Raw genomic sequence first — 23,697 nt, 5'->3', positions numbered from 1 at the left:
ACGCTCAAAGGGCCAGCGTAGCCTTTACACCCGACAGAAACGCCTTACAGAGAGAGACAGCCTCCCCCGCGTCAAATCCTCTGCATGAAATCTCCTCATACTCAAATTGAGCCCTCCCGCAAGTCGATCGACATTGCCCGCTATTGACGTCTCTCCCAGCCGGATTTTGCGGAAAATCAACAGGCTAGGCCAGAACGCAAGCACTCCTGTCGCGGTAAACTACTAGTCATCCGTCATTCCCATCCTTACGCCTCAGGAACCTCCATGTTCGACCGCAAACTGACCCTGTCCCAGGTAGACCCCGACGTCTGGGCCGCTATCCAGAAAGAAGACGTCCGCCAGGAACAGCATATCGAGCTGATCGCTTCGGAAAACTACGCCAGCCCCGCTGTCATGCAAGCCCAAGGCACGCAACTGACCAACAAATACGCGGAAGGCTACCCGGGCAAACGCTACTACGGTGGGTGCGAATACGTCGACGTGGTTGAGCAACTCGCGATCGATCGCCTGAAAGAAATCTTTGGCGCCGAAGCCGCGAACGTCCAGCCCAACTCCGGCTCCCAGGCCAACCAGGGCGTCTACATGGCCGTCCTCAAGCCGGGCGACACCGTGCTGGGCATGAGCCTGGCCGAAGGCGGTCACCTGACCCACGGCGCCTCCGTCAACGCCTCCGGAAAACTGTACAACTTCGTCTCCTACGGTCTGGACGCCGACGAAGTCCTCGACTACGAACAAGTCGAACAACTCGCCAAAGAACACAAACCCAAGCTCATCGTCGCTGGCGCATCGGCCTACGCCCTGCGCATTGACTTCGAGCGCATGGCACAGATTGCTCACGACAATGGCGCGCTGCTGATGGTCGACATCGCGCACTACGCCGGTCTGGTCGCCGGTGGCGTCTACCCCAATCCCTTCCCGCACGCCGACTTCGTCACCTCCACCACGCACAAATCCTTGCGCGGCCCGCGTGGTGGCGTGATCATGATGAAGGCTGAATACGAGAAAATCATCAATTCCGCGATTTTCCCCGGCATACAGGGCGGCCCTTTGATGCACGTCATTGCCGCCAAGGCCGTCGCCTTCAAGGAAGCCCTCCAGCCCGAATTCAAACAGTACGCCGAACAAGTCGCCAAAAACGCCAAAGTCCTGGCCGAAACCCTGGTCAAGCGTGGGCTGCGTATCGTGTCAGGTCGCACCGAAAGCCACCTCATGCTGGTCGACCTGCGCCCCAAGGGCATCACCGGCAAAGAAGCCGAAGCCGTACTGGGCCAAGCACACATTACCGTCAACAAAAACGCCATCCCCAACGATCCCGAAAAACCCTTCGTGACCAGCGGTATTCGTCTGGGCACGCCGGCCATGACCACCCGTGGTTTCACCGAAGCCGACGCGGAGCTCACCGGCAACCTGATCGCCGACGTGCTCGACAATCCGCGTGACGAAGCCAACATCGCTGCCGTCCGCGCCCGCGTCAACGAACTGACCGCGCGTCTGCCGGTATACGGCTAAAAAGCGCTCGCTGGCGCCCGCTTAAACCCGGCGCCACAGCCTTGGGCCAAGCTGAACCATCCGCCAAAAGCGGACCCGGCCAGCTTGGCCGCGTCGTCTCCTGGCGTATATTTGCATCGCTTGCACCGCATAACCCTGCAAGCGTCATTACAATACGGCGACTGAGTTGAGCTGGGGGACGCATCATGAAATGCCCATTCTGCGGCAATGCCGATACCCAGGTGGTAGATAGCCGGGTATCCGAAGAAGGCGATACCATTCGCCGTCGCCGCCGTTGTCCGGCCTGTGACAAACGCTTCACCACCTACGAGCGCATCGAGTTGGCTATGCCGTCCGTGGTCAAGCGCAACGGCAGTCGTAGTGATTACGACGCCTCCAAGCTGCGCGCCAGCCTGTCCCTGTCCCTGCGCAAACGCCCCATCAGCACCGGCGAGGTCGACAGCGTCGTCGCCCGCATCGAAGAAACCCTGCTTGCCAGTGGTCAGCGCGAGATCTCGACCGAGCGCATTGGTGAGCTTGTCATGGTCGAGCTCAAAAAACTCGACAAAGTCGCCTACGTGCGCTTTGCCTCCGTCTACAAAAATTTCGAAGACATCGGCGAATTCGTCGAAGCCATTCGAGAAATGCAGGGCCCCATGCTGCCTGGCAAATTGCGTCGCAAATAATCCGGCCGACGCCCCGAGCGCGGCACGCCGTATCGGGACACAGCGCACCGTGTAGATTACACACGCCGAGCATACAATTGCAGGCGTGACTTCAATGACCGACACCGACGACATCAAATGGATGCGCCACGCGCTGGCGCTGGCCCGCGGCGTGATGAACACGACGACCCCCAACCCCAGGGTGGGCTGCGTCATCGTGCGAGACGGCCGCATCCTTGGCGAAGGGGCCACTCAGCCCCCAGGCGGGCCGCATGCCGAGATCTGCGCCCTGCGCGACGCCGCCGTACGCGGCGAATCTGTCCGGGACGCCACGCTATATGTGACCCTTGAGCCGTGTAGCCATTTTGGGCGCACGCCACCCTGTGTCGATGCGGTGATCGCTGCGCAGCCCGCTCGCGTCGTGATCGCCATGGGTGACCCGAACCCTCAAGTCAACGGCCAAGGCCTGGCGCGTTTGCAAGCAGCCGGCATCTCCGTGATCACGGGCGTTTGCACCGAAGAGTCCCTGGAAATCAATGCGGGATTTGTTGCCCGCATGAGCCGTGGCACGCCCTGGGTCTGGGTCAAAATGGCTGCATCGCTCGATGGGCGCAGTGCCCTGCATAACGGTGTATCGCAATGGATTACCGGTGAAGACGCCCGTGCCGATGGCCATGCCTGGCGCGCACGCAGTTGCATCGTCTTGACAGGAATGGGGACACTGCTCAAAGACAACCCGCGACTCAACGTACGCAGTGTGTCCACCACGCGTCCCCCTCGTCGGGCGATTATCGATGGGCGTTTCGAGGTTCCCGAAAATGCCCTGTTGTTTGACAGTGCCCATGTCGACGGGGTGGAAACGCTGATCTTCACCGCCCAGCCCGATGCCGCGTCGTCCGGTAAAGCCGCACGCTTGGCCCAGCGCAATGTACGCGTCATTGCTCTGCCTTCGGCAGTGGCCGATCGTGTCGACTTGCCTGCCATGATGCATTGGCTGGGCCGTCACGAGATCAACGAAGTGCACGTCGAGGCCGGTGCCGGTCTGGGTGGGGCGCTCGTCTCGGCAGGTTGTGTTGATGAGTTGCTGGTGTATCTCGCACCCGTATTGCTGGGTGACGCGGCGGGCATGCTCAAATTACCGATGATCGAACATCTGGATAGCGCGCGCCGGTTTGCTTTCACCGACGTGGCGCGCGTCGGTGCGGATCTACGCCTGCGTGCACGAGATGCCGCACGCTGGCAGGCCCTGCATCATGCGATCATGAGTCAAAAAGCATAAGGCGTTAACGCACTGACGAGCTACAGGGGTAAATCCCCATACTGAAGGAAAACCCATTCTATGTTTACTGGTTTGGTCGCGGCGGTTGGCCGCATCGTTCACCTGGCGCCTTTGGCAGACACCCAACAAGGGGGTGTACGGTTGGATATCGAGGCGGGCGAGCTTAATCTTGATGATGTGGGCATTGGCGATTCGATCGCCGTGCAAGGGGCCTGCATGACCGTGGTTGCGTTGCAAGCGCGGCGTTTTCAGGTCGACGTTTCGCGAGAAAGCCTGAACCTCACTGTCGGCCTGGATCGCGCTGGCGACGTCAATCTCGAAAAGTCACTGCGCGTCGGCGATCAGATCGGCGGCCACCTCGTATCGGGTCACGTCGATGGCATGGGTGAGGTGCTGAGCTTTGATAAGGTGGGGGAATCCCGAGAGCTCGTGATTCGCGTCCCCGCGCATTTGGCGCGCTTTCTGGCCTATAAAGGGTCGATCACCGTCAACGGTATCAGCCTGACCGTGAATCGGGTCACCGATGTGGTCGATGGCTGCGACATCAGTATCAACGTGATTCCGCATACGCAGGCCGTAACGACACTGCGCACGGTTAAATCAGGGGATCGCGTCAATCTCGAAGTCGATACGATTGCGCGCTACGTGGAACGCATGCTGAGCGCCAAACCGCAGACCTAATGCGCTATGGCCGCACCATCAGCGCGCGTCGCGTGCGCTGATGGTGCGGCGACGTCCTTCATGCGCCCATTTTGATATGCACTGAAACGTGCATTACCTGCGTTCACATGATTTTGATGATTCTTTGCTTGATTCAAGGAACTTGTTCCGGGATGCTATAGCCTAACCGTAAACGAGCCCATCAACCCCATTCTATGGTGTGTGGCGAAAGCAACATATCAAGATGATGTGCATAACTCCATTACGATAAAGTCTAGCGACTTTGGAAAATGAGGAACACAATGGGATAACGGACTCGTTAACAGACATGCGCTGTAGGAGGTTATCCGTGCAAAACATCGTCGAAGGCTTCAAGTCGCTATACGCGCAAGACCAGGAAACCGAGCTTTCCCTTGAGGAATATCTTGAGCTGGTCAGAAGCGATCCCATGTCTTATGCCAGCCCTGCCGAACGCATGCTGGCGGCGATAGGCGAGCCAGAACTCATCGATACCCGCAACGATCAGCGGTTGTCCCGGTTGTTCTCCAATCGGGTCGTGCGGCGCTATCCCGCTTTTAAAGAGTTTTTCGGGCTCGAAGAAGTCGTCGACCAGATCGTGGCTTTCTTCAAGCATGCGGCTCAGGGCCTCGAGGAACGCAAGCAGATCCTATATCTGCTCGGACCCGTCGGTGGTGGCAAATCCTCCATCGCCGAGCGTCTGAAAGTACTGATGGAAAGCTATCCCATCTACGCACTCAAGGGGTCGCCCATCCATGAGTCTCCGCTGGGCCTGTTCCATCCGGATCGATTCGGCGACATGCTCGAAACAGAATACGGCGTGCCGCGCCGCTATCTCAGCGGCATCATGTCGCCCTGGGCAATCAAGCGCCTAAAAGAATTTGACGGCGATATTTCGCAGTTCCGCGTGGTGCGCCTGACGCCATCGGTCTTGCGCCAAGTGGCGATCGCCAAGACTGAGCCCGGCGATGAAAATAACCAGGATATTTCTTCCCTGGTGGGCAAGGTCGACATCCGCAAGCTTGATCGCCATTCACAAGACGACCCTGATGCCTACAGCTACTCAGGGGGCCTTTGCCTGGCGAACCAGGGTTTGCTCGAATTTGTCGAGATGTTCAAAGCGCCTATCAAGATGTTGCATCCGTTGCTGACCGCGACACAGGAAGGTAACTTCAAGGGCACCGAAGGGTTCTCCGCCATTCCGTTTAATGGGCTGATTCTCGCGCACTCCAACGAATCCGAGTGGCAAACCTTCCGCAACAACAAGCACAACGAGGCATTCCTCGACCGTATCTATATCGTCAAGGTGCCGTACTGCTTGCAGGTGACCGAAGAAATCGAGATCTACAACAAGCTCTTGCGCAATAGCTCGCTGGCGAAGGCGCCGTGCGCGCCCGGCACGCTGGACACGATGGCGCAGTTCTCGGTATTGACCCGGCTGAAAGAACCCGAAAACTCCAGCATCTATTCCAAGTTGCGGGTGTATGACGGCGAGACCCTGAAAGACGTCGATCCCAAAGCCAAGGCGTTGCAGGAATACAAAGACTACGCCGGCACCGACGAAGGCATGACCGGGGTTTCCACCCGCTTCGCCTACAAGATCCTGTCCAGCGTCTTTAATCACGATCAGACCGAGATCGCGGCGAACCCAGTGCACCTGATGTATGTGTTGGAGCAACGCATCGCTCGCGAAGACTACCCCGAGGACGTCCGCCGTCGTTATCTGGATTTCATCAAGGGGTATCTGGCGCCGCGCTACGCCGAGTTCATTGGCAAGGAAATCCAGACTGCTTACCTGGAATCTTATTCCGAGTACGGACAAAATATTTTCGACCGCTATGTCACCTTTGCCGACTGCTGGATTCAGGACGAGGAGTTCCGCGACCCCGAAACCGGCGAGAGCTTTGATCGCAGCGCATTGAATGACGAGCTCGAAAAAATCGAAAAACCCGCGGGTATCGCCAACCCCAAAGATTTCCGCAACGAGATTGTTAACTTCGTATTGCGGGCGCGTGCCAATAACGCGGGCCGCAATCCGACCTGGACCAGCTACGAAAAGCTGCGCGAAGTCATCGAGAAAAAAATGTTCTCGAACACCGAAGACTTGCTGCCGGTTATCTCTTTCAACGCCAAAGCTTCTGCCGAAGACAGATCCAAGCATCAAAGTTTTGTCGACCGCATGGTGGATAAGGGCTATACCGAGAAACAAGTGCGCTTGCTGTGCGAATGGTACCTGCGAGTGAGGAAATCTTCCTGAGCGAGGTGAATCATGAATTCACTGATCGACCGGCGTCTAAATGGCCGCAATAAAAGCGCGGTCAACCGGGAACGCTTTCTCAGGCGATACAAAGACCAGATCCGCAAGGCCGTGCAGGATATGGTGCGCGAGCGGTCCATCGAAGACATGGACCAAGGCGGGGAAATCAACCTGCCCGCTCGCGATATCTCCGAGCCCCATTTCAGGCACGGCCAGGGTGGCGATCGCGAACTGGTGCATCCGGGCAATCGCGAGTTTGTCAAAGGCGACACGTTCCAGCGGCCTAGAGGCGGGCAGGGCGAGGGCGGCTCCGAGCCGGGCGAAGGTGAGTCGGTGGATCAGTTCACCTTTAGCCTGTCGCGCGCCGAGTTCCTGAACCTGTTTTTCGAAGACCTGGAGCTGCCGCACTTGATACGCACCCAGCTGGGTGATGTCGAGCAAAGAAAATGGCAGCGCGCGGGCTACACCACTACAGGCTCGCCGAGTTTGCTGAGTGTCAGCCGTACCCTCAAGGCGTCCTTGTCTCGCCGCGTGGCGCTCACGGTTGCCGCCCGTGCCGCGCTCGAGGCCGCCCAGGCCAAGCTGGATGCCGCCATTGCGGCCAACGCCCCGCAAGCCGAGATTGATGCCCTCACGCAGGAGGTCGAGGACTGCCAGAAACGGTTGGATAACGTGCCCTTTCTCGACGATCTGGATCTGCGCTACCGCAACCGGATATCCGTGGCAATGCCCATGGCTCGGGCGGTGATGTTTTGCTTGATGGATGTCTCGGGCTCTATGGACGAGGGTAAGAAGGATCTGGCCAAGCGCTTCTTTACGCTGTTGTACCTATTCTTGTCGCGCAAATATGAGCACGTCGATGTGGTGTTCATCCGTCATACCGACAATGCGGAGGAAGTCGACGAACAGACATTTTTTTACGACCCCAAGAGTGGCGGCACCATTGTGCTGTCGGCGCTCGAGTTGATGCATGAGATCGTACAGAAACGCTACCCGCCCAGCGCCTGGAATGTGTACGGCGCGCAGGCCAGTGATGGTGACTCGTTTGGGGCTGACGCCGGGAAAAGCGCGCGGTTCCTGGCCGACAACCTGTTGCCGGCGACGCGCTATTTTGCCTACATCGAAGTCCCCGATTCACCCGAGGCCCGAAAAAGCAGTCTATGGGCAGAGTACGAGCAAAAGATGGCGGAGCATTTCGTGATGCGCCGGATCTGCGACCGCGGAGAGATCTATCCCGTGTTCCATGATCTGTTTAAAAAGGAGCCAGCATGAACGCGATCGCAGGTTCTCGTGCCGAGCTGGAGGCTCTCAAAGGCGGTGGGCCCATTTCTGACGGGTCCGAATGGACCTTCGAGTTGATCCAGCGCTATGACGAAGCCATCTCCGAGGTGGCCGAAGAGTTCGGCCTGGACACATATCCCAACCAGATCGAGGTCATCACCTCCGAGCAGATGCTGGACGCGTACGCGTCTGCAGGGCTGCCTATCGGCTACGCACACTGGTCATATGGCAAGGAATTCATCCGCAACGAGCAGTTCTATCGTCGCGGTATGCAAGGGCTGGCCTATGAAATCGTGATCAACTCCAACCCCTGCATTGCCTATTTGATGGAAGAAAACTCCATGCCGATGCAGGCGCTGGTGATTGCGCATGCCTGCTATGGGCACAACTCGTTCTTCAAGGGCAATTACCTGTTTCGCCAATGGACCGACGCGGACAGTATCCTGGATTATCTTGTTTTTGCGCGCAAGTACGTGATGGACTGCGAAAGCCGCTACGGTATCGATGCGGTCGAAGCGCTGCTGGATTCCTGCCATGCTTTGATGCCGCACGGGGTCGATCGCTACAAGCGTCCCGCGCCGGTCTCCTACAAAGAGGAAGCGCAGCGTCAGGCCGAGCGGGCGGAGCATGCGCGTTTGCAATACAACGATCTGTGGCGCACGCTGCCGCGCGTCGAGGCGGATCCGGCAGAGGAAAAACGCCGCGTGGTGTTTCCCCCCGAGCCCGAAGAAAACCTGTTGTATTTCATCGAGAAACACTCACCCAAGCTCGAACCGTGGCAGAAAGAGCTTGTGCGCATCGTTCGTAAAATCGCGCAGTATTTCTATCCGCAGGGACAAACCAAAGTCATGAACGAGGGGTGGGCCACTTTCTGGCACTACACCATTCTGAATCGCCTGCACGAAAAGGGCCTGGTGACAGACGGCTTCATGATGGAGTTCTTGCAAAGCCACACCAACGTGGTCAGCCAGCGCGGTTTCGACGAGCGCGGTTATAGCGGTATTAATCCCTACGCATTGGGCTTTGCCATGATGCAGGACATCCGCCGCATCTGCGAGTCCCCCACCGAAGAGGACCGCAAGTGGTTCCCCGACATTGCGGGCAGCGACTGGATCAAGACGCTGGACTTTGCCATGCGGAATTTCAAGGACGAGTCCTTCATCTCGCAATACCTGTCGCCGCGTCTGATCCGTGAATTCCATTTCTTTGCCATTGCCGATCATGAGGCGAATCCTGTGCTCGAGGTCGCCGCTATTCATGACGATGAGGGCTATCGTCAGATTCGCAAATTATTGGCCGAGCAACATAATCGCGACAATCAGGTGCCAGATATCCAGATCGTGCGTTATCGCCGCGAATCCGATCGTTCGCTCGTGCTGCGGCACCTGCGTGCCCGGGGGCGGCCATTAGTCGCCGAAGACGCGGATCAGGTCATGAAACACCTGAGCCGCTTGTGGGGCTTCAAAGTGCGGCTCGAGGACACTGAACCCGACGGCACCGTGAATTCATACCGCGAGCTGGGAGCGGCATCTCCGTATCGCGAGACAAACTGAACGTTTGGTCCGTTTGTCACGGGGCACCCCTATAATCCGGACCAGTCTTGCGTTTGCTTTGTCATCGCACGCAGGCAGGCCTGTCGCCCGCTTGCGTACCGGAGTTGCTATTGCCCGAATCCGCCGAAAATTTCGTTTCCGCCGAACTGGTTGCCGTCATCGTGGCAGTCACCCAGGGAGAGCCACGTGTCCTGGTACGCACGGCCGATCCTGCCAACGGCGCGCGTGCGAAATTCGGTGGCTTGCCGTCGGGGGCCTTTCAGCCAGGCCATCGATCCTTGCAGGCGGGTATGCGCACCTGGGTAGAGACGCAGACGCACCATCCCCTCGGCTATGTCGAGCAGTTGTACACCTTCGCCGACCACGATCGTTTCGACGACGCGGGCCCGCGCGCTATCTCGGTCAGCTATCTCTGCCTGACCAGAGAGGGTACAGCGACGGGCGCGACGCCTGCCGCGTGGCAGGATTGGTATCGCTACTTTCCCTGGGAGGACAAGCGCGTCAACGAGCCTGCCGTGCTGACCGACGTGATCGTGCCGCGCTTGCGCGAGTGGGTCGCCAATACGCGAGATAGCGAGTTGCGTGCATTGCGCGTGCAGCGCCTGGCGCTGGTGTTTGGGCTGGATGGCGCACCGTGGAACGAAGACATGGTGCTGCAACGCTACGAACTCATGTACGAAGCCGGGCTGGTGACCGAGGCCGCACGGCATACGCCTGCGGCGGCACGCGATGCCGTGCCGGGCGACGCCATGCGCAATGATCATCGCCGTATTCTGGCCACCGGCATCGCGCGTTTGCGCGCCAAGATCAAATATCGACCGGTGGTTTTTGAACTATTGCCTCCCGCGTTCACTTTGCTGCAGCTGCAGCAAACGGTCGAGGCCCTGGCGGGACGCGACTTGCACAAACAAAATTTCCGCCGCCAGGTAGAGCAGCAGGATCTGGTCGAAGAAACCGGCGAGATGGCGGTCGGCACGGCGGGCCGGCCCGCTAAATTATTCCGGTTTCGTCGCGATCTGCTAGCCGAACGCGCGATCGCGGGCAGCAAGTTGCCGCTCTCGCGGCAGGCCTGAAGAAAGATAAGGGCCCGCATCCAGTCAGAATCGGGCATCGCAGCTCTAGAACTGGACCATGCGCCGGCGAGCCTGCCACAGCAATGCCATCAGTACGCCGGTTACTGGCAGCAGGTTACCCAGCAGCACCGGCATCGCGCTGGCTGACAAGGACGAAACCATACGAAACAGCGGAATCTGCGCGTAATCTTGCGGCGCGAGCCCGCGGTAGCTCATGACGCGCGGGACGAAGAAGTCGCGCCATGTTTGTTCGTAGTGGTCCACTGCGTCCATGAAGGCCGTATGATGCGCCGCGCTGATGCCGGCCAGATAATCGGAAGCCTGCAGCAGTGCCATGGGTGGCGACAACCAGGCCCAGCGCTCCAGAAAAGCTGCCTGCGCCAGCCGCTGCTGGTCGAAGCGGCGCATGAAGGGACGGATTTGTTCATCCTGGTACGCAAACCGTGGCAGGAACGTCACCGGCCAGGTGTGCCCGCTGGCAACCCGCGATGCCGCATCGGGATGGTCGGCATACCAGGCCTTGAGGAGTTCAGGCATGCGCACTTCTGCATCCTGCTGGGCCCGTCGTAGTTCCACAATCGCTGCCAGGCGCGAAGGCATCGGATGCCGCGCGGCGGCCAGCGTTTCCAGGCCGGCGGGCACGGCATAGGTCAACAACAACCAGACGATCAGGCCGGTCAAAAGCGATGCGGCGGATGAAATCGGCCATCGCGCAAGCGCGCCGCATAACGCTATCCAGAATCCCGTGTAGGCAGCCAGGCACAGCGTCCACCACAGCACGCCCTGCCAGGCAGCCAGGCCCGCATCACTGGTCATGGCCAAGCCACATGCCAAGCCGGCGGGCAGCCACAATGCGGCCGCACGAATAGCCAGTGCGGCATGGAAGGCTTGCCATGGGCGTGCCGTCTGGGCACACGACGTGCGCCAGATGCCGCGTTCGCGATCTTCCTGTACCGCGCCAGCGCACCAGCCGATCGCCATCAGGGGTATCAGCAGCGCCACCACCGCCGCCAGATCCAGTGCGCCGTACTGTGCCAGCATCGGGTTCGATAGTGTGTCGCTGCGGCGTCCGTCCGCATAGCGGCTTTCCACGGAGACGGCGATGCGGGTGTTCAGCGTGTGGTACGGTGACAGGCTGAGCGCCAAACCCGGACCGGGAGGCAACTGGGCTCGCCCGGCCATGGAACGGCCCAAGGAGAAAGCCTGCATAGCGGCGCGTTTGGGGTCGGTGGTAGCATCGTCGCTCGCGGTGTCGCTCCGTGCTTGCTGAATCAGGACGTTGCGCGTCGTGGCGTCCTGGGCATTGGCTTGCCGCTGTTCTTGGGCGCCATGGGTGGACCATAGCGCGCATAGCGCCAGGACGGCGCAGTAGACGATCAATATCGTTATGGTCGCGCGGCTACGACGAAAGCGTAGCCACTCGGCCCAGAAGATCAGCCTCATGGTTGCCACCGTCGCGCTGCCACACCCAACAGGCCGATGGCGGCCGCGGTCCAGCCCGCTAGCAGTATAAGGTCCGGCCAAGCGGTCCGCATGGTGAATCCTATCGATGGCGGGGTGTAGCGGAACGGGCGCACACTTTGCCAGATCGAATCGGCCGCATACTGGGTTTCATACGAGACTTGTCCGTGCGTATGGGTCATGTCCCATTCATCGATTGCCGTATTGAAGGCTTGGCGGTATTGCTCGGCCTGCTCTTCAAAGTGGCGTTGATGGGCCAGCGACGTGCCGGATAGTGCCGCCGACGTTGCCGCCAGCGGGATGGCCGGGCTGAATACACTGGCCCAGCGCAGTAGACGCTGTTGCCGCATATAGCGTGTCCATAGTGCATCGAAATGATGGGCGTGCACCTTGTCCGCATAAGCATCGCGCAGCAGGCGCCGCGCGGCGTTCACACCAATCGGTACTTGGCTCAGCGATGCAACGCCATACTGACGCAGCAGGCCGGCTTCGAACTTGCGCACCTGGGTGGGCAGATCGGGATCGCCCGGCAAGCCATGCTTATAGTCATGTGCAATGGCGGCCCAGAACTGGCTGGCAGAAGGCAGGGGAACGCTCCCTTTCGCGATAGCGCTGGCCGCGCGCGGCGCCGCGAGTACGAAGACCGCCCACACCACGACCAGTACGAACAGCGCGCTGCGCCCGCCCGTGCTGAGCGCGCCGACGGCCAGACCGAGCGCCGCGGTGATGAGGTAGTAGAGTAGGTAGACCGCGGCCAATCCGGCGATGCGGGGCAGCAGGGCGGCCGACGCCGGATCCCGGATGGCGCCGACGGCCAGCAAGGCAAATACCGGCAGGAATACCGCCACCAGGCAGGCAGCGATGGCCAGCAGCTTGCCCGCAAGAAGTGCGCGATTCGAAACTCCCATGCTTTGCAGCATGCGCAGGCTGCCTTGCTCACGTTCCTGCGTGGCCTGGCTGAAAGCCAGCGCCATGATCAGCAAGGGAAAAAGACTGGCCAAGAGAAAGGCCGGGGTGATATAGCCGAAGCGGGAGCCGGGCCCGCCGTCGGCGGTCGGATTGAAGCGGGCCATGTTGCGGCGATGGGGTTCCAACCAGAGGGCTTGTCCCACATGCGGTTCAATGCCTGGGTCAAAGGCCGACAAGGACACGTCGGGTCGGAACACGTACATGCCGAAATGCGCGCCGCGGTGTGGATGCTTGATGCCCTGCTTGTCCCATTGCGCACGGGTAGTTTCCCCGATTTCCGTGCGCTCGGCCTGCTGGCGCTGTTGCTGCCCCAGCGCGGCCACGTACAGCATGGCCCACATGGCAAGCAGGCCCAGCCCCAGGATCAATACACGTCGGTCGCGACAAAGCGCGAGCAATTCTTTGCGGACAATGATGGCAATCATGGCATGCCCCGGGCGTGGGCCAGATACGTCGCTTCCAGTTCTGCATGGCTGACGCGATGTGCGTCGAACTCTTCCAGCAGGCGGCCGGCCCGCATGATGCCGATGCGATCGGCCACCTGGAGTGCGTTGAACAAATCATGCGTGGCCATGAGAATGCCCAGACCATCGCGCGCGGCGCGCTGCAGTTGTGTCGAGAAATCGTTGGTGGCGGCGGGATCCAGGCCCGAAGTGGGTTCGTCCAGCAGCATGGCGACGGCGCCTTTCGCATAGGCAATCGCCAGCCCGACTTTTTGTCGCATGCCTTTGGAATAGCGCTGCACCCGCACGCCATGCGCATCGAGTTGCAGGCCGGCTTGGGCCAACCGCGCCGCCGCTTCGTTGGCGGACAAGCGCAGCCCGGCCAGTGCGCAGAAGTAGCGTAGGTTTTCCAGGCCAGTCAGGTATGGGTACAGTGCGACATTTTCAGGCAGATAAGACACACGGTCCCGAGCGGCTTCCGGTTGCTGGTCGACACGCCGCCCGCCGACATAGATTTCGCCGGCGGCGGGTCGTACGAAGCCCAGGAAGACGCTCAACGTCGTGGTCTTGCCCGCACCATTGCCGCCCAGCAAGGCATAGATGCAGCCGGCGGGCACGGTCAGGCAGAGACGGTCGATGGCCCGTTTTGCGCCGAAGTTCACGGTCAAGTCGTGCGTTTGCAGTGCAGCGGGTATCGTCATGTTTCGCTGCGCCACGTCAGAAGAAATAACGCATATTCACGCCAACCAGATGCTTGGGTTGCGGCGCGATCCACAGGCCCGCGCTAGTGGCGTAGGCGGCTTCGCTCGCGTAGCGATGCGGCTGCAAGATCCAGTAGGCCGACAGTTGATAGTCCTGGTAGTCGTAGGTGGCCCGAAAGTCGTAGCGAGTGTAGGTGGGCATGGTTTTTTCAGCCAGTGGCGACCCGCTGTAGTACGGAATGTCACGCGTCAGGTAAGCATCGGCGTTCAGGGTGATCCGGCCACCCGCCAGCGGCGTGCCGTATTCCAGGCCAGCCTTGATGATGTCTTTGGGCACGGATAGTCGCGCCCCGGTGCCTGGCAACGGATTCTTGATCTCGGCCTCGATGATGCGGCCGTAGCTGGCATATACGCTGAAGCCCGGATTGAAGCGGTAGCGCGCTTCCAGTTCGAAACCTTTGCGGGTGGTCTCGCCCACCGATGAATACGTATCGGGCGCGGTCAGCACGATCTCGTCTTCATTCTCGGTGTAGTACACGGCGCCGGCAATGGCCCAGTTCTCGCTTGGTGATGCGGTAAATCCCAGATCGTACGATCGGACCTTGGAAGGCGCGATCGAGGTATTGGCCACCCCGCCCGGTGCGCCTAGCGGCCCCAGCGTGCCGCTAGGGCTGATTTGCTGCGCCGCTGGTGAGCGAAAGCCTTCTGCCATGTTTGCATAGATATCCAGGGCGGGTAACGCGCTCCACACAAAACCGAGTTTCGGTGTCACGACGGAGTCGCGATAGCGGGTCGACGCGTCGGGTAGCTTGCGGTTTTCGATGTCATAGTCGAACGCGTCGTAGCGCAGGCCCGCCAGCAGTTTCAGGTTCTCCATTGGTTTGTACTGCCCTTGGGCAAATAAGCCGTACGTGACCAGGTCCATGTTCAAGTTGACCAGGTAGTTGTCGGTAGGATCGCCGTTCGCATAGCGCTGGCGAATGCCATCGCCTTTGTCGCGGCGGAAATCGGCGCCTACGAACAACGCCGCCTTGTCGCCAAAGACGAAGTTGTTGGCGATGCGACCGCCCGCGAAATACCGGTCGTCGCTGCCTACGTTGTGCTGGTCCACCCCGGATGCGGCGCCACGCTCGCGCTTCAGTTGCTGCGCGTACAAAGTGGTATAGAAGCCGGCCTCGCTATTGAGCGGACTGCGATTGAACACGAGGCCAGTCTGCGTATTCTTGCCGAACGCCGGCGTGTCGTACTGCACGTCGCGGAAACCGGCCGCTCCGGACTTCAGATCCGAATACAGCAAATAGCCCGCGGCGTGGTAGCGTGCATGGTAGTGGTTGACGCTCAGACTGTAGCGCCCGCCTTCATAAGGCATCGACAGTTTCCAGAAAAAATTCTGACGCTCGGTGTTGGCGTCATCGCGGTAGCTGTCGGCGCGATAGACATCGGCCACGAAAAGGGATTGGATGTCTTTGTACTGGCCCGAATGGACCAACGTCGCGCGCTGCCCGCCATAGCTTTCAACCGTCGCGCCGATGCTGGACGGAACCTCGTCCCAAGGCGAACTGATGTCGATCGCGCCAGCACGATTCTGGTCGCCGTACAGGGCCGATACAGGGCCTTTGATCACGGTGATATTGCCGATCATGTCGGGAGTCAACCATTCCAGATAGGCCGGCCCGTGCCCCGCTCCGGCTTCGCTGGAAGGCAGGTTTTGCGGTACGCCGTCCACGTACACCGCGGTGTCCGCCCCATGCGTGCCCTGGGTAGCGAAGCCGCGCATCCTGAAGCCGTTGCCGGTATCACCCTGATCGATGTTGTTGGCCACCACCCCGGGCACGCGCCGGAATACGTTCGAGATGTCACGGCCCACATTGATGGTTTGGAGTTCGGACGGCGTAATGACTGTCATGGCCGCGGGCAAACCGGTGCTGTCCACTGTCACGCGATCTCTGGCACCCAACAATTCACGAGACACGTCTTCGCCGCTGACTTCGATAGGGGCGAGCGTCGTCGTCGCGGGCGGTGGCTCATTGGACGGCGCGCCTGAGATTCCCTCGGTTGCGTTCGCTTCGCCAGATGTCAAGCCGGCAGCCACGGCGAAGGCGGCAAAGGCGGGACGCCAAGGAGCGCTGCGAGCAGGAGTGATACTGAGAGGAGGCGTAGACATATTGTTCGGTTTGGTTCGAGCCCAGAGGGGATATATAGAAAAGAAATGTTATATCATAACAATATTGATGAAAAACCCGCCCCGCTTCGCCGTGAAACACCTCCCGCATCCGCCCTGAAACGTTCCACGCGAAAGAAACTAACAAAGAACCACACTGGCGGTTCTTTTCGCATATTCGGGAAAACCGAAGCAATGACTGTTGAGCGACCTTGTTGCTCTCCTGGCCAGGTAACGCCATCGCACCGCGATGGCGTGTCGCAGCGCACCATCGAAAGTGCTTGACACTTACTTATGCTCAAAACTAGCATAATTACTTCTTGCCTGTTTGGCGCTTTTTTTGGTTTCATAAATACTCAAAATGAGCATATTTAACTTTCCCTCCGTTCCTTCGTTGCCGGCCGTTCTTTTGGAACCGCTGGTTCGCAATGCGCTGATCGAAGATCTCGGGCGCGCGGGTGACATCACGACTGACGCCATCGTGCCTGCCGATGCCATAGCAGAAACGCGACTTGTCGCCCGTCAGGAGGGTGTGCTGGCGGGCCTGGATCTGGCGCGCATTGCCTTTGAGTTGGTGGATCCACGGATTCAATTTCAGGCCCGCCTCAATGACGGCGCCGTCTTAAGCCCCGGGGTTGAAATTGCCGTCATTAGCGGACCAGCGCGGGGCATGCTGACCGCAGAGCGCGTGGCGCTGAACTTTCTGTGTCACTTGAGCGGTGTGGCCTCGGCGACCGCGTCGATCGTGCAATCGATACGCGACTATCGCGCTCGCGTGACCTGCACCCGCAAGACTATGCCGGGCCTGCGCGCCGTTCAGAAATACGCGGTGCGAGTCGGAGGTGGCAGCAATCACCGTTTTGGTCTGGACGACGCCGTCCTGATCAAGGACAACCACATCGCGATTGCTGGCGGGGTACATCAGGCCGTTGAGCGTGCTCGCGCCGCCATCGGGCATCTGGTCAAGATCGAACTGGAGGTCGACACGCTGGCGCAACTGAGCACCGCACTGGAGGTGGGGGTAGAGGTGGTCCTGCTGGACAACATGGGACCCGAGATGCTGCGTGAGGCCGTGCGCATGGTCGATGGCCGCGCAATTACCGAGGCCTCGGGCCGCATCACCCCCGAGACCGCGCCGGCGCTGGCCGCGACGGGCGTGGATTTGATGGCCATCGGCTGGCTGACTCACAGCGCGCGCGTGCTGGACATCGGCCTGGATAGTTAACTTCAATTCCTACTTGTCTGGCGCCGTCAATCACGCGCCAAGGACGTTAAGATCATGAATCTCCCGCGACGTATCGTCATTCCTCTGCTGTCCATATTGACGGGGCTGGCAACTGCGCTGGGCCTGACGGGCTGGCTATCGGCCACCGGTCTCAACGCCCACGCTGCCGAGGTTTTCCCCAATCGCCCCATCACCATCATCGTCACGTTCCCTCCCGGCGGCGGCACGGATCTGTTGGCGCGCAAACTGGGAGCGCTGATGCAGGAGCGCCTGGGTCAATCCGTCGTGGTCGAGAACCGGCCGGGCGCCAGTGGCAACATCGGTGCGCGTGCCGTCGCCGATGCGCCGGCCGACGGATACACCTTGCTGATGGTGAACAGTTCGTTTGCGATCAACCCGGGGGTGTATGGTCATCTGGGCTTCGACCCCAAGGCGGATTTTCGCGCCGTGATCAACGTGGCATTTGTGCCATCCGTGCTGGCAGTACTGCCTGACTCTCCGTATCACACGTTGGCCGACTGGATGGCCGCGGGCCGCAAGCCACAAGCGATACTGCCGTTCGCATCCTGCGGTAACGGTACTCCTCAGCATCTGGCTGGGGAAATGCTGAAGATGAAAGCGCACCTGCCCGTGCTGCACGTGCCCTATCGCGGCTGCGGTCCGGCGTTGAATGACGTTTTGGCGGGGCAGGTGCCAATGGGTATCGTGACGGCTTCCAGCGCATCTCCGTTCTTGCAGGCCGGCCGGCTGCGCGCCTTGGCGGTGACATCGCCCGAGCGTTCCGTGTTGATGTCCGATGTGGCTACCGTGGCAGAGCAGGGCATGCCGGGTTATGAGCTGGATCAATGGCATGGACTGCTGGTACCGGCAGGCACACCCGAGGATGTCGTCGCCAAACTCAATCGCACCGTCGCGCAGATCATGAAGCGATCCGACGTACGGCGCGATTTGCTGACATTGGGATTTAGCCCGACGACCAGCACGTCTGGGGAGTTCCAGTCGCTGATCAGCCAGGATATCGACCGGTTTGCTTCGTTGACGCAGAAAATAGGTCTCAGGGCTGACTAGCGCGTTGGCGCGTGTACCGCCGCCCGCATTTACCTTGATAGGGTCGCGGCTGGAGGGCGGCGAATTTTCCGATTGATGCCCACGCCGGGCGGCGATTGAGGTAGTCTCGTCAGTTGAATTCGCAAAAATAGCTGACCCTACAGGACCGCCATGCAAATTTTTGACAGTCGCCAGACCGCTGCGGGATTGCCGTTTGATGCCTTGATCACTGCGCTGGAGCGCGTCTTCATCGAAGGCTGCAATGTGCCGCGACGGCACATTCATTCGATTCAGAGTCAGGATGGCGAGGCGACGTTGCTGCTCATGCCGGCCTGGCAGGAAAACGGCTTGCTGGGTATCAAGCATGTCACGATCTACCCCCAAAACGGTAAGCGCGGGCTGCCCGGTCTGCATTCGACCTATACGCTGTTTGATGCGTCCAATGGTGTGCCCGTCGCGGTGCTGGACGGTGATCAAATTACCGTGCGCCGTACGGCTGCGGCATCGGCGCTGGCCGCGAGATATCTCGCGCGTGCAGAGGCATCTCGCTTGCTGATCGTGGGGGCTGGCAATGTGGCCGCCGCCATCGCGCCCGCTTACGCCGCCGTGCGGGATTTGCGGCGAGTCGACGTTTGGAACATTAACCCCGATAGAGCCAAGCAATTGGTGTCCCGCCTGCGTGATGAGGGATTTCAGGCAGAGGTCGCCATCGACCTGGAGCAAGCTGTCGCCCAAGCCGATATCGTAAGCTGCGCGACGCTGTCGACCCAGCCGCTGGTGTTGCGCAAATGGTTGCGGCCCGGGACTCATCTCGACTTGATCGGCAGTTTCAAGCCGGATATGAGAGAGTCTGACGATGCGACATTCTCGGGCACCTCCGTCTTTATCGATACCGAAGAGGCCCTGGATAAATCGGGTGACCTGCTTGCGCCGATTGCGGCAGGGCTATTTGCGCGCGATCGCGTGTTGGGCACGTTGGCGGACTTGTGCCATCAACGTCATCCCGGTCGAACGTCCGACGACGAGATCACGGTGTACAAGGCGGTAGGCGCTGCCTCCGAGGATCTCGCCGCCGCGGCCCTGGTCTATCAAGGCCAGTCCGGCCAGTGACCCGCTATCGGCCCAGTTCGAAGGCGGCTTCGACCAACGGCTTTGCCCAATCTGGCGTCGCGCGCTTGATGCCCCGACTTTACGACTTCACCCACTAGGATATGTGCATGAAACCTACTCAAATTTCCGCGATCGCCCTGGCTTTCTCTGCTCTCGTTGCAGGTTCGGCTATCGCCGCGCCGCAAACCTATGTGGTAGATCCCTCCCATACGTTTCCTCATTTTTCGTATACCCACATGGGGATGTCCAAACAGACGCTCAGCTTCAAAAAGACGTCCGGGACGGTCGTGCTGGACAAAGATACCCGCGAGGCTAAGGTCGACGTCACCATCGACATGAAGTCGGTGAATACGGGTGTCGACGACTTTGATGATCACATTCGGGACGCCGATTTTTTTGACACAGCCAAGTTCCCGACGGCCACTTTCAAATCAACAAAAGTGGTCTTCGATGGTGATCGTCCGGCCAGTATCGAAGGCGATCTGACGATTAAAGGCATTACCAAGCCGATCACGCTGACCGTGACGTCCTTTTACAGCGGTGAGCATCCCATGCTGAAAAAGCCGGCGATTGGCGCTAACGCGACGGCCGTGATCAAACGCACCGAATTTAACGCGGGCAAGTATGCGCCTGCCGTGAGTGATGAAGTGACGCTGAATATCGCACTCGAAGCCGTCACCGAGTAACGCCACCGAACGGTGGCAACAACCTAAGGCGCCCTGCTATGAGTGGGTGCTGTATTCAAGGCCAATCTGACGTAGCGTGATGGTGTTCATACGTATTCAGGACGCCAGTACTTCGCCCAAGCGCTCCAGCAAGTTGCTGCGCGCCCGGACCGTGTGCTGCTCCGTCAGTTGCACCGCACGTTCGGCATTGCGGGCATTGATGGCGTCGGCAATGTCCGCGTGTTCTTGCCAGATGGAGTCGCGCTGCGCCGACGATTGCAGCACGGCGCCCATCACGCGGCGCAAATGTACCCAGTGCAGGTGGGCGCTTTCGGCGATCAGCGGATTACCGCAGGCCCGATAAACGGCGTTGTGAAAGGCAATATCCGCATCAATCATGGCCTTGATGTCGTTGCCGCGCGAAGCCTCTCGGCCCTGGGCAATCAGGCTGCTATCTATCGTGCTGCCTCGTTGCGCGGCCAGCCTGGCCGCCAGCGCATCCAGCGCACCACGGACTTCGTACAAATTGCCTATCCATTCGATATCCAATGGCGCTACCAGCACGCCACGGCCTGGCGCATCTTGTACCAGACCATCTTTTTTCAAAAGGCGAAGTGCCTGCAGGACGGGAGAGCGGGACACGGCAAACTGTTCGGCGATTTCCTCTTGTGTGAGGCGCGTACCGGGGGCGAGCGAGCCATCGCTGATTGCGTCGAGCAAGACCCCGTAGACCTCGTCCACATAGTCGGGACGAACCTGAACTTTGTCGAATTTAAGCGCCATGAAGGTCACCGTTTGTACTTTGGATTCAGAGTATAGGGGTGGTGGGGTGGCGTCAATTTAGACATGTCGTGGGCCAAGAGTGAGCGGCATGTATTGGATTTGTCGCCAGCGCTGGGTTGAGTCCGATCCTGCGAAGCTGAACGTTAACGGCACCGAAAATTCTGGATTCAACAAGGCTTGACATTCAATCAACCAACTAGTAGATTGACAGCCATTGCAGAGGCAAAGCACAGCACGGTCTTATGGATCTGCTGATCGATTAGCCGATTGAACGCAGCGAGTCCCTTGATAGCAAGGGCAGGCCTCGCGTTTTTTTGAGTTAATTAAACGATCAACTAGTTGGTTGTTTATCGAGGGCGACACTGTCGCTCCTCCGGAACTATCTGCTTTGTTGGTCCTTTCGAAAGTTGATTTGGCGCGGCTTTCGATAGTTTTTCACCCGTGCGCCATGTCGTTGCAGTGCGATGGTTGCATCGCCCAAGGAAATTCAACATGTTTATTTCTCAAATTCGAAAGCTTGCTGTCTGCGGCCTGACCGGTCTGGCAATGACTGCCGGGGGCCTGGCCACCGTGTATGCCGCAGGTCCGGCGGATCAGATGGTTCGTGTACGGGGGGCGGTGACCTCGCTCGCCGGGGATCAACTTCAGGTGATGTCGCGTGAAGGTAAAAACGTCACCATTACACTCAAGGAAGGCTGGAGAGCATCGGCGGTGCAAAAGGCGAGCATCAGCGATATCAAGCAGGGTGATTTTGTGGGCATTGCTTCACTTCCCAAATCGGATGGCGGCGACGGCGCACTGGAGGTCCTGATCTTCCCGCCCGCGTTGAAAGGGACGGGAGAGGGTAGTTACGGCTGGGACTTGAAGCCCAACAGCACGATGACCAACGCGACCGTGGGCGATGCCGTCAAATCGGTGGACGGCAGCGTCGTGACCGTGAATTACCACGGCAAAGACAAGAAAATCTCTATTCCCAAGGGCACACCGGTTGTCACCTTGGCTCCTGCGACCGTTGACGACGTAAAGCCCGGCGCTGCCGTATTTATCCCCGCCGAGAAAGGCATTGACGGCATGTTGTCCACCGCTCAGTTGATCGTTGGCAAGAACGGCGTCGTTCCCCCGATGTAATGCGGTCAACCCGCCATGNCGGCTGGCGGTATCGGCCGGCGCGAGGATTTTTTGTGAAGACTCCTGATTCAAAGCATCCGTCAGCGGTGTCCATCCAGCCCGCCGAACGTCAGTTTATTCGTCGGCATTCAGTGATCGTGCGAATCACTCACTGGGTCAACGTGATGTGTCTGTCTATTCTGTTGCTGAGCGGACTGCAGATTTTCAACGCTCATCCACGGTTGTATTGGGGCAAGTATGGCGCGGATGCGGACCAGGCCTTTATCGTCGTCGGCGCTCAAAAACAGGACGATGGGCTACACGGTTTTTTCCAGGTGGGTCCGCTACGCGTCGATACGACGGGCATTCTGGGCGCCTCGGCCGAGAATGGTGTCGTTACCGCACGGGCGTTTCCCGATTGGCTCACGATCCCTTCTTATCATGACCTCGGCGCCGGCAGGAACTGGCACTTTTTATTTGCCTGGTTGCTCGTCATCAATGGCTTGATTTACCTCATGCACGGCTTTCTTCGGGGGCATATTCGTCGTGATTTGGCCCCGAACCGGGACCAGTTGCGGCCACGGCACCTGTGGCATGAAGTGGTCGATCATGTGCGATTGCGCTTCGCCAAAGGCGACGAGGCGCGGCGCTACAACGCCTTGCAGAAAATCACCTATCTGCTTGTCGCGCTGGGGCTGCTGCCGTTGATGGTGCTGACCGGCTTGACGATGTCCCCGGGTCTTAACGCGGTTTTTCCCTTCTTGCCTGACCTGTTTGGCGGACGTCCCTCCGCGCGCACGTTGCACTTCATCACCGCATCCATGCTCGTGCTGTTTGTCGTGGTCCATGTGCTGATGGTGGTCCTGTCAGGGTTCTGGAACAACATTCGATCGATGATCACCGGCCGCTACGCTATCGATCACTCAGGAGACGAAAAATGAAACCTAGTTCCTCACGTCGGCGAATATTGGCCGGACTGCTGTCCGGTGTGGGCGTCTCGTTGCTAGCAGGGTGCGATCGACTGACGCAAAGCAACGAGATGGGCGCCGTGCTGCGCAATACCGAGAAACTCACGATGCGCGCGCAGCGGCTATTACTCGATCGCCAGGCCTTGGCGCCGGAATATAGTCTGGCTGACCTTTCGCCCGTGTTCCGCGCCAATGGGTCGCAAATGCCCGATTCTGACGAGTATGCGCGCCTGCTCGAGAATCAATTCGCGGATTGGAAACTGCAGGTGGACGGGCTCGTGCAGCAGCCGCTCAGCTTGTCGCTTTCGGACTTAAAGCGTCTGCCATCTCGCACGCAGATCACCCGGCATGATTGTGTCGAAGGCTGGAGCGCCATCGGGCAATGGCAGGGTGTGGCACTGGGGCGCGTGCTCGATCTCGCCCGCCTGAAACCGGGCGCACGCTATGTCGTCTTTCATTGCGCCGACGAGTTGGAACTGACGCTCGACGGCAGCGGTCGCTATTATGAAAGCATCGACTTGCTCGACGCCTATCATCCCCAAACCCTGCTTGCCTATGCCATGAATGGCAAAGACTTGCCGGTGGCACACGGCGCGCCATTGCGCCTGCGGGTTGAACGACAGCTGGGCTATAAGCACGCCAAGTACGTAATGCGCATCGAAGTCGTATCCGCCTATGACACGTTGTGGGGCGGCCGAGGCGGCTACTGGGAAGACCGCGGCTACGAATGGTATGCGGGCATTTGAAACGCTGCGTTTGCGATCAGCGTATCGCGATTGACGA

General features: G+C 59.5%; 20 protein-coding genes. 15 read left to right on the top strand and 5 right to left on the bottom strand.

What is annotated here, in order from left to right; all coding sequences use genetic code 11:
- Nucleotides 1–264 precede the first annotated feature (264 nt).
- The 8 genes from glyA to ACNAZS_RS19650 all read left to right on the top strand — a co-directional run bounded on the left by glyA (nt 265) and on the right by ACNAZS_RS19650 (nt 10,274).
- Entirely contained in the window at nt 265–1,509 is a 1,245-nt protein-coding gene (gene glyA, locus ACNAZS_RS19685) for a serine hydroxymethyltransferase (protein WP_415792195.1), read from the top strand.
- Between the two features lie 185 nt (nt 1,510–1,694).
- Nucleotides 1,695–2,174, top strand: a complete 480-nt coding sequence (gene nrdR / locus ACNAZS_RS19680) for a transcriptional regulator NrdR (RefSeq protein WP_415792194.1) — start codon at nt 1,695–1,697, stop codon at nt 2,172–2,174.
- 94 nt (nt 2,175–2,268) lie between these two features.
- The gene (ribD, locus tag ACNAZS_RS19675) at nt 2,269–3,432 is read left to right on the top strand and encodes a bifunctional diaminohydroxyphosphoribosylaminopyrimidine deaminase/5-amino-6-(5-phosphoribosylamino)uracil reductase RibD (RefSeq protein WP_415792193.1); all 1,164 of its coding nucleotides are present in this window, start codon (nt 2,269–2,271) and stop codon (nt 3,430–3,432) included.
- A gap of 60 nt (nt 3,433–3,492) precedes the next feature.
- Nucleotides 3,493–4,113 (top strand): riboflavin synthase, encoded by a 621-nt coding sequence (locus ACNAZS_RS19670; RefSeq protein ID WP_415792192.1) that lies wholly within the window; start codon nt 3,493–3,495, stop codon nt 4,111–4,113.
- Between the two features lie 337 nt (nt 4,114–4,450).
- Nucleotides 4,451–6,367 carry a PrkA family serine protein kinase gene (locus tag ACNAZS_RS19665; protein ID WP_415792301.1) on the top strand — a complete coding sequence of 639 codons (1,917 nt, stop codon included), beginning with the start codon at nt 4,451–4,453 and terminating at the stop codon, nt 6,365–6,367.
- Between the two features lie 12 nt (nt 6,368–6,379).
- Entirely contained in the window at nt 6,380–7,639 is a 1,260-nt protein-coding gene (locus tag ACNAZS_RS19660; RefSeq protein WP_415792191.1) for a YeaH/YhbH family protein, read from the top strand.
- A complete protein-coding gene (locus ACNAZS_RS19655; RefSeq protein ID WP_415792190.1) occupies nt 7,636–9,201 on the top strand; it encodes a SpoVR family protein in 1,566 nt (521 codons plus the stop codon). Before ACNAZS_RS19660 ends, ACNAZS_RS19655 begins: the two co-directional genes overlap by 4 nt.
- 110 nt (nt 9,202–9,311) lie before the next feature.
- A complete protein-coding gene (locus tag ACNAZS_RS19650; protein WP_415792300.1) occupies nt 9,312–10,274 on the top strand; it encodes an NUDIX hydrolase in 963 nt (320 codons plus the stop codon).
- Nucleotides 10,275–10,319: 45 nt separating this feature from the next.
- Here the strand turns inward: ACNAZS_RS19650 and ACNAZS_RS19645 are convergent, their stop codons facing one another.
- The 4 genes from ACNAZS_RS19645 to ACNAZS_RS19630 are packed head-to-tail and all read right to left on the bottom strand — an operon-like array spanning nt 10,320 to nt 16,012.
- Nucleotides 10,320–11,717: a DUF3526 domain-containing protein gene (locus ACNAZS_RS19645; protein ID WP_415792189.1), complete on the bottom strand. Its 1,398-nt coding sequence runs from the start codon at nt 11,715–11,717 to the stop codon at nt 10,320–10,322.
- The gene (locus ACNAZS_RS19640; protein WP_415792188.1) at nt 11,714–13,129 is read right to left on the bottom strand and encodes a DUF3526 domain-containing protein; all 1,416 of its coding nucleotides are present in this window, start codon (nt 13,127–13,129) and stop codon (nt 11,714–11,716) included. The genes ACNAZS_RS19645 and ACNAZS_RS19640 overlap by 4 nt, the downstream gene beginning before the upstream one ends.
- Nucleotides 13,126–13,848 carry an ABC transporter ATP-binding protein gene (locus tag ACNAZS_RS19635; protein ID WP_415792187.1) on the bottom strand — a complete coding sequence of 241 codons (723 nt, stop codon included), beginning with the start codon at nt 13,846–13,848 and terminating at the stop codon, nt 13,126–13,128. Before ACNAZS_RS19635 ends, ACNAZS_RS19640 begins: the two co-directional genes overlap by 4 nt.
- A 16-nt stretch (nt 13,849–13,864) precedes the next feature.
- Nucleotides 13,865–16,012: a TonB-dependent receptor gene (locus tag ACNAZS_RS19630; RefSeq protein WP_415792185.1), complete on the bottom strand. Its 2,148-nt coding sequence runs from the start codon at nt 16,010–16,012 to the stop codon at nt 13,865–13,867.
- 358 nt (nt 16,013–16,370) lie between these two features.
- Here ACNAZS_RS19630 and nadC point away from each other — a divergent pair, with 358 nt between their 5' ends.
- The 4 genes from nadC (at nt 16,371) to ACNAZS_RS19610 (ending at nt 20,077) form a co-directional block, all read left to right on the top strand.
- Nucleotides 16,371–17,234 (top strand): carboxylating nicotinate-nucleotide diphosphorylase, encoded by an 864-nt coding sequence (nadC, locus tag ACNAZS_RS19625; RefSeq protein WP_415792184.1) that lies wholly within the window; start codon nt 16,371–16,373, stop codon nt 17,232–17,234.
- Nucleotides 17,235–17,288: 54 nt separating this feature from the next.
- Nucleotides 17,289–18,302: a Bug family tripartite tricarboxylate transporter substrate binding protein gene (locus tag ACNAZS_RS19620; RefSeq protein WP_415792183.1), complete on the top strand. Its 1,014-nt coding sequence runs from the start codon at nt 17,289–17,291 to the stop codon at nt 18,300–18,302.
- 150 nt (nt 18,303–18,452) lie between these two features.
- Nucleotides 18,453–19,391, top strand: a complete 939-nt coding sequence (lhpI, locus tag ACNAZS_RS19615) for a bifunctional Delta(1)-pyrroline-2-carboxylate/Delta(1)-piperideine-2-carboxylate reductase (protein WP_415792182.1) — start codon at nt 18,453–18,455, stop codon at nt 19,389–19,391.
- Nucleotides 19,392–19,498: 107 nt separating this feature from the next.
- Nucleotides 19,499–20,077: a YceI family protein gene (locus ACNAZS_RS19610; RefSeq protein WP_415792181.1), complete on the top strand. Its 579-nt coding sequence runs from the start codon at nt 19,499–19,501 to the stop codon at nt 20,075–20,077.
- 96 nt (nt 20,078–20,173) lie between these two features.
- Here ACNAZS_RS19610 and ACNAZS_RS19605 read toward each other — a convergent pair whose 3' ends face one another.
- On the bottom strand, nt 20,174–20,839 hold the full coding sequence (locus tag ACNAZS_RS19605) for a GntR family transcriptional regulator (RefSeq protein WP_415792180.1): 666 nt from the start codon (nt 20,837–20,839) through the stop codon (nt 20,174–20,176).
- A gap of 492 nt (nt 20,840–21,331) precedes the next feature.
- On the opposite strand from ACNAZS_RS19605, the gene ACNAZS_RS19600 reads away from it, so the two are divergent.
- From ACNAZS_RS19600 to ACNAZS_RS19590, 3 genes are all read left to right on the top strand, one after another.
- Nucleotides 21,332–21,967: a hypothetical protein gene (locus ACNAZS_RS19600; RefSeq protein WP_415792179.1), complete on the top strand. Its 636-nt coding sequence runs from the start codon at nt 21,332–21,334 to the stop codon at nt 21,965–21,967.
- 53 nt (nt 21,968–22,020) lie between these two features.
- Nucleotides 22,021–22,887 (top strand): cytochrome b/b6 domain-containing protein, encoded by an 867-nt coding sequence (locus ACNAZS_RS19595; RefSeq protein ID WP_415792299.1) that lies wholly within the window; start codon nt 22,021–22,023, stop codon nt 22,885–22,887.
- A complete protein-coding gene (locus ACNAZS_RS19590) occupies nt 22,884–23,660 on the top strand; it encodes a molybdopterin-binding protein (RefSeq protein WP_415792178.1) in 777 nt (258 codons plus the stop codon). The genes ACNAZS_RS19595 and ACNAZS_RS19590 overlap by 4 nt, the downstream gene beginning before the upstream one ends.
- Nucleotides 23,661–23,697 lie beyond the last annotated feature (37 nt).

The sequence above is a fragment of the Bordetella tumulicola genome (assembly GCF_965138755.1).
Lineage (GTDB): Bacteria > Pseudomonadota > Gammaproteobacteria > Burkholderiales > Burkholderiaceae_B > Bordetella_A > Bordetella_A tumulicola.
The sequence above is the reverse complement of the archived record's forward strand: the minus strand, read 5'-3'. Positions and strand labels throughout refer to the sequence as shown.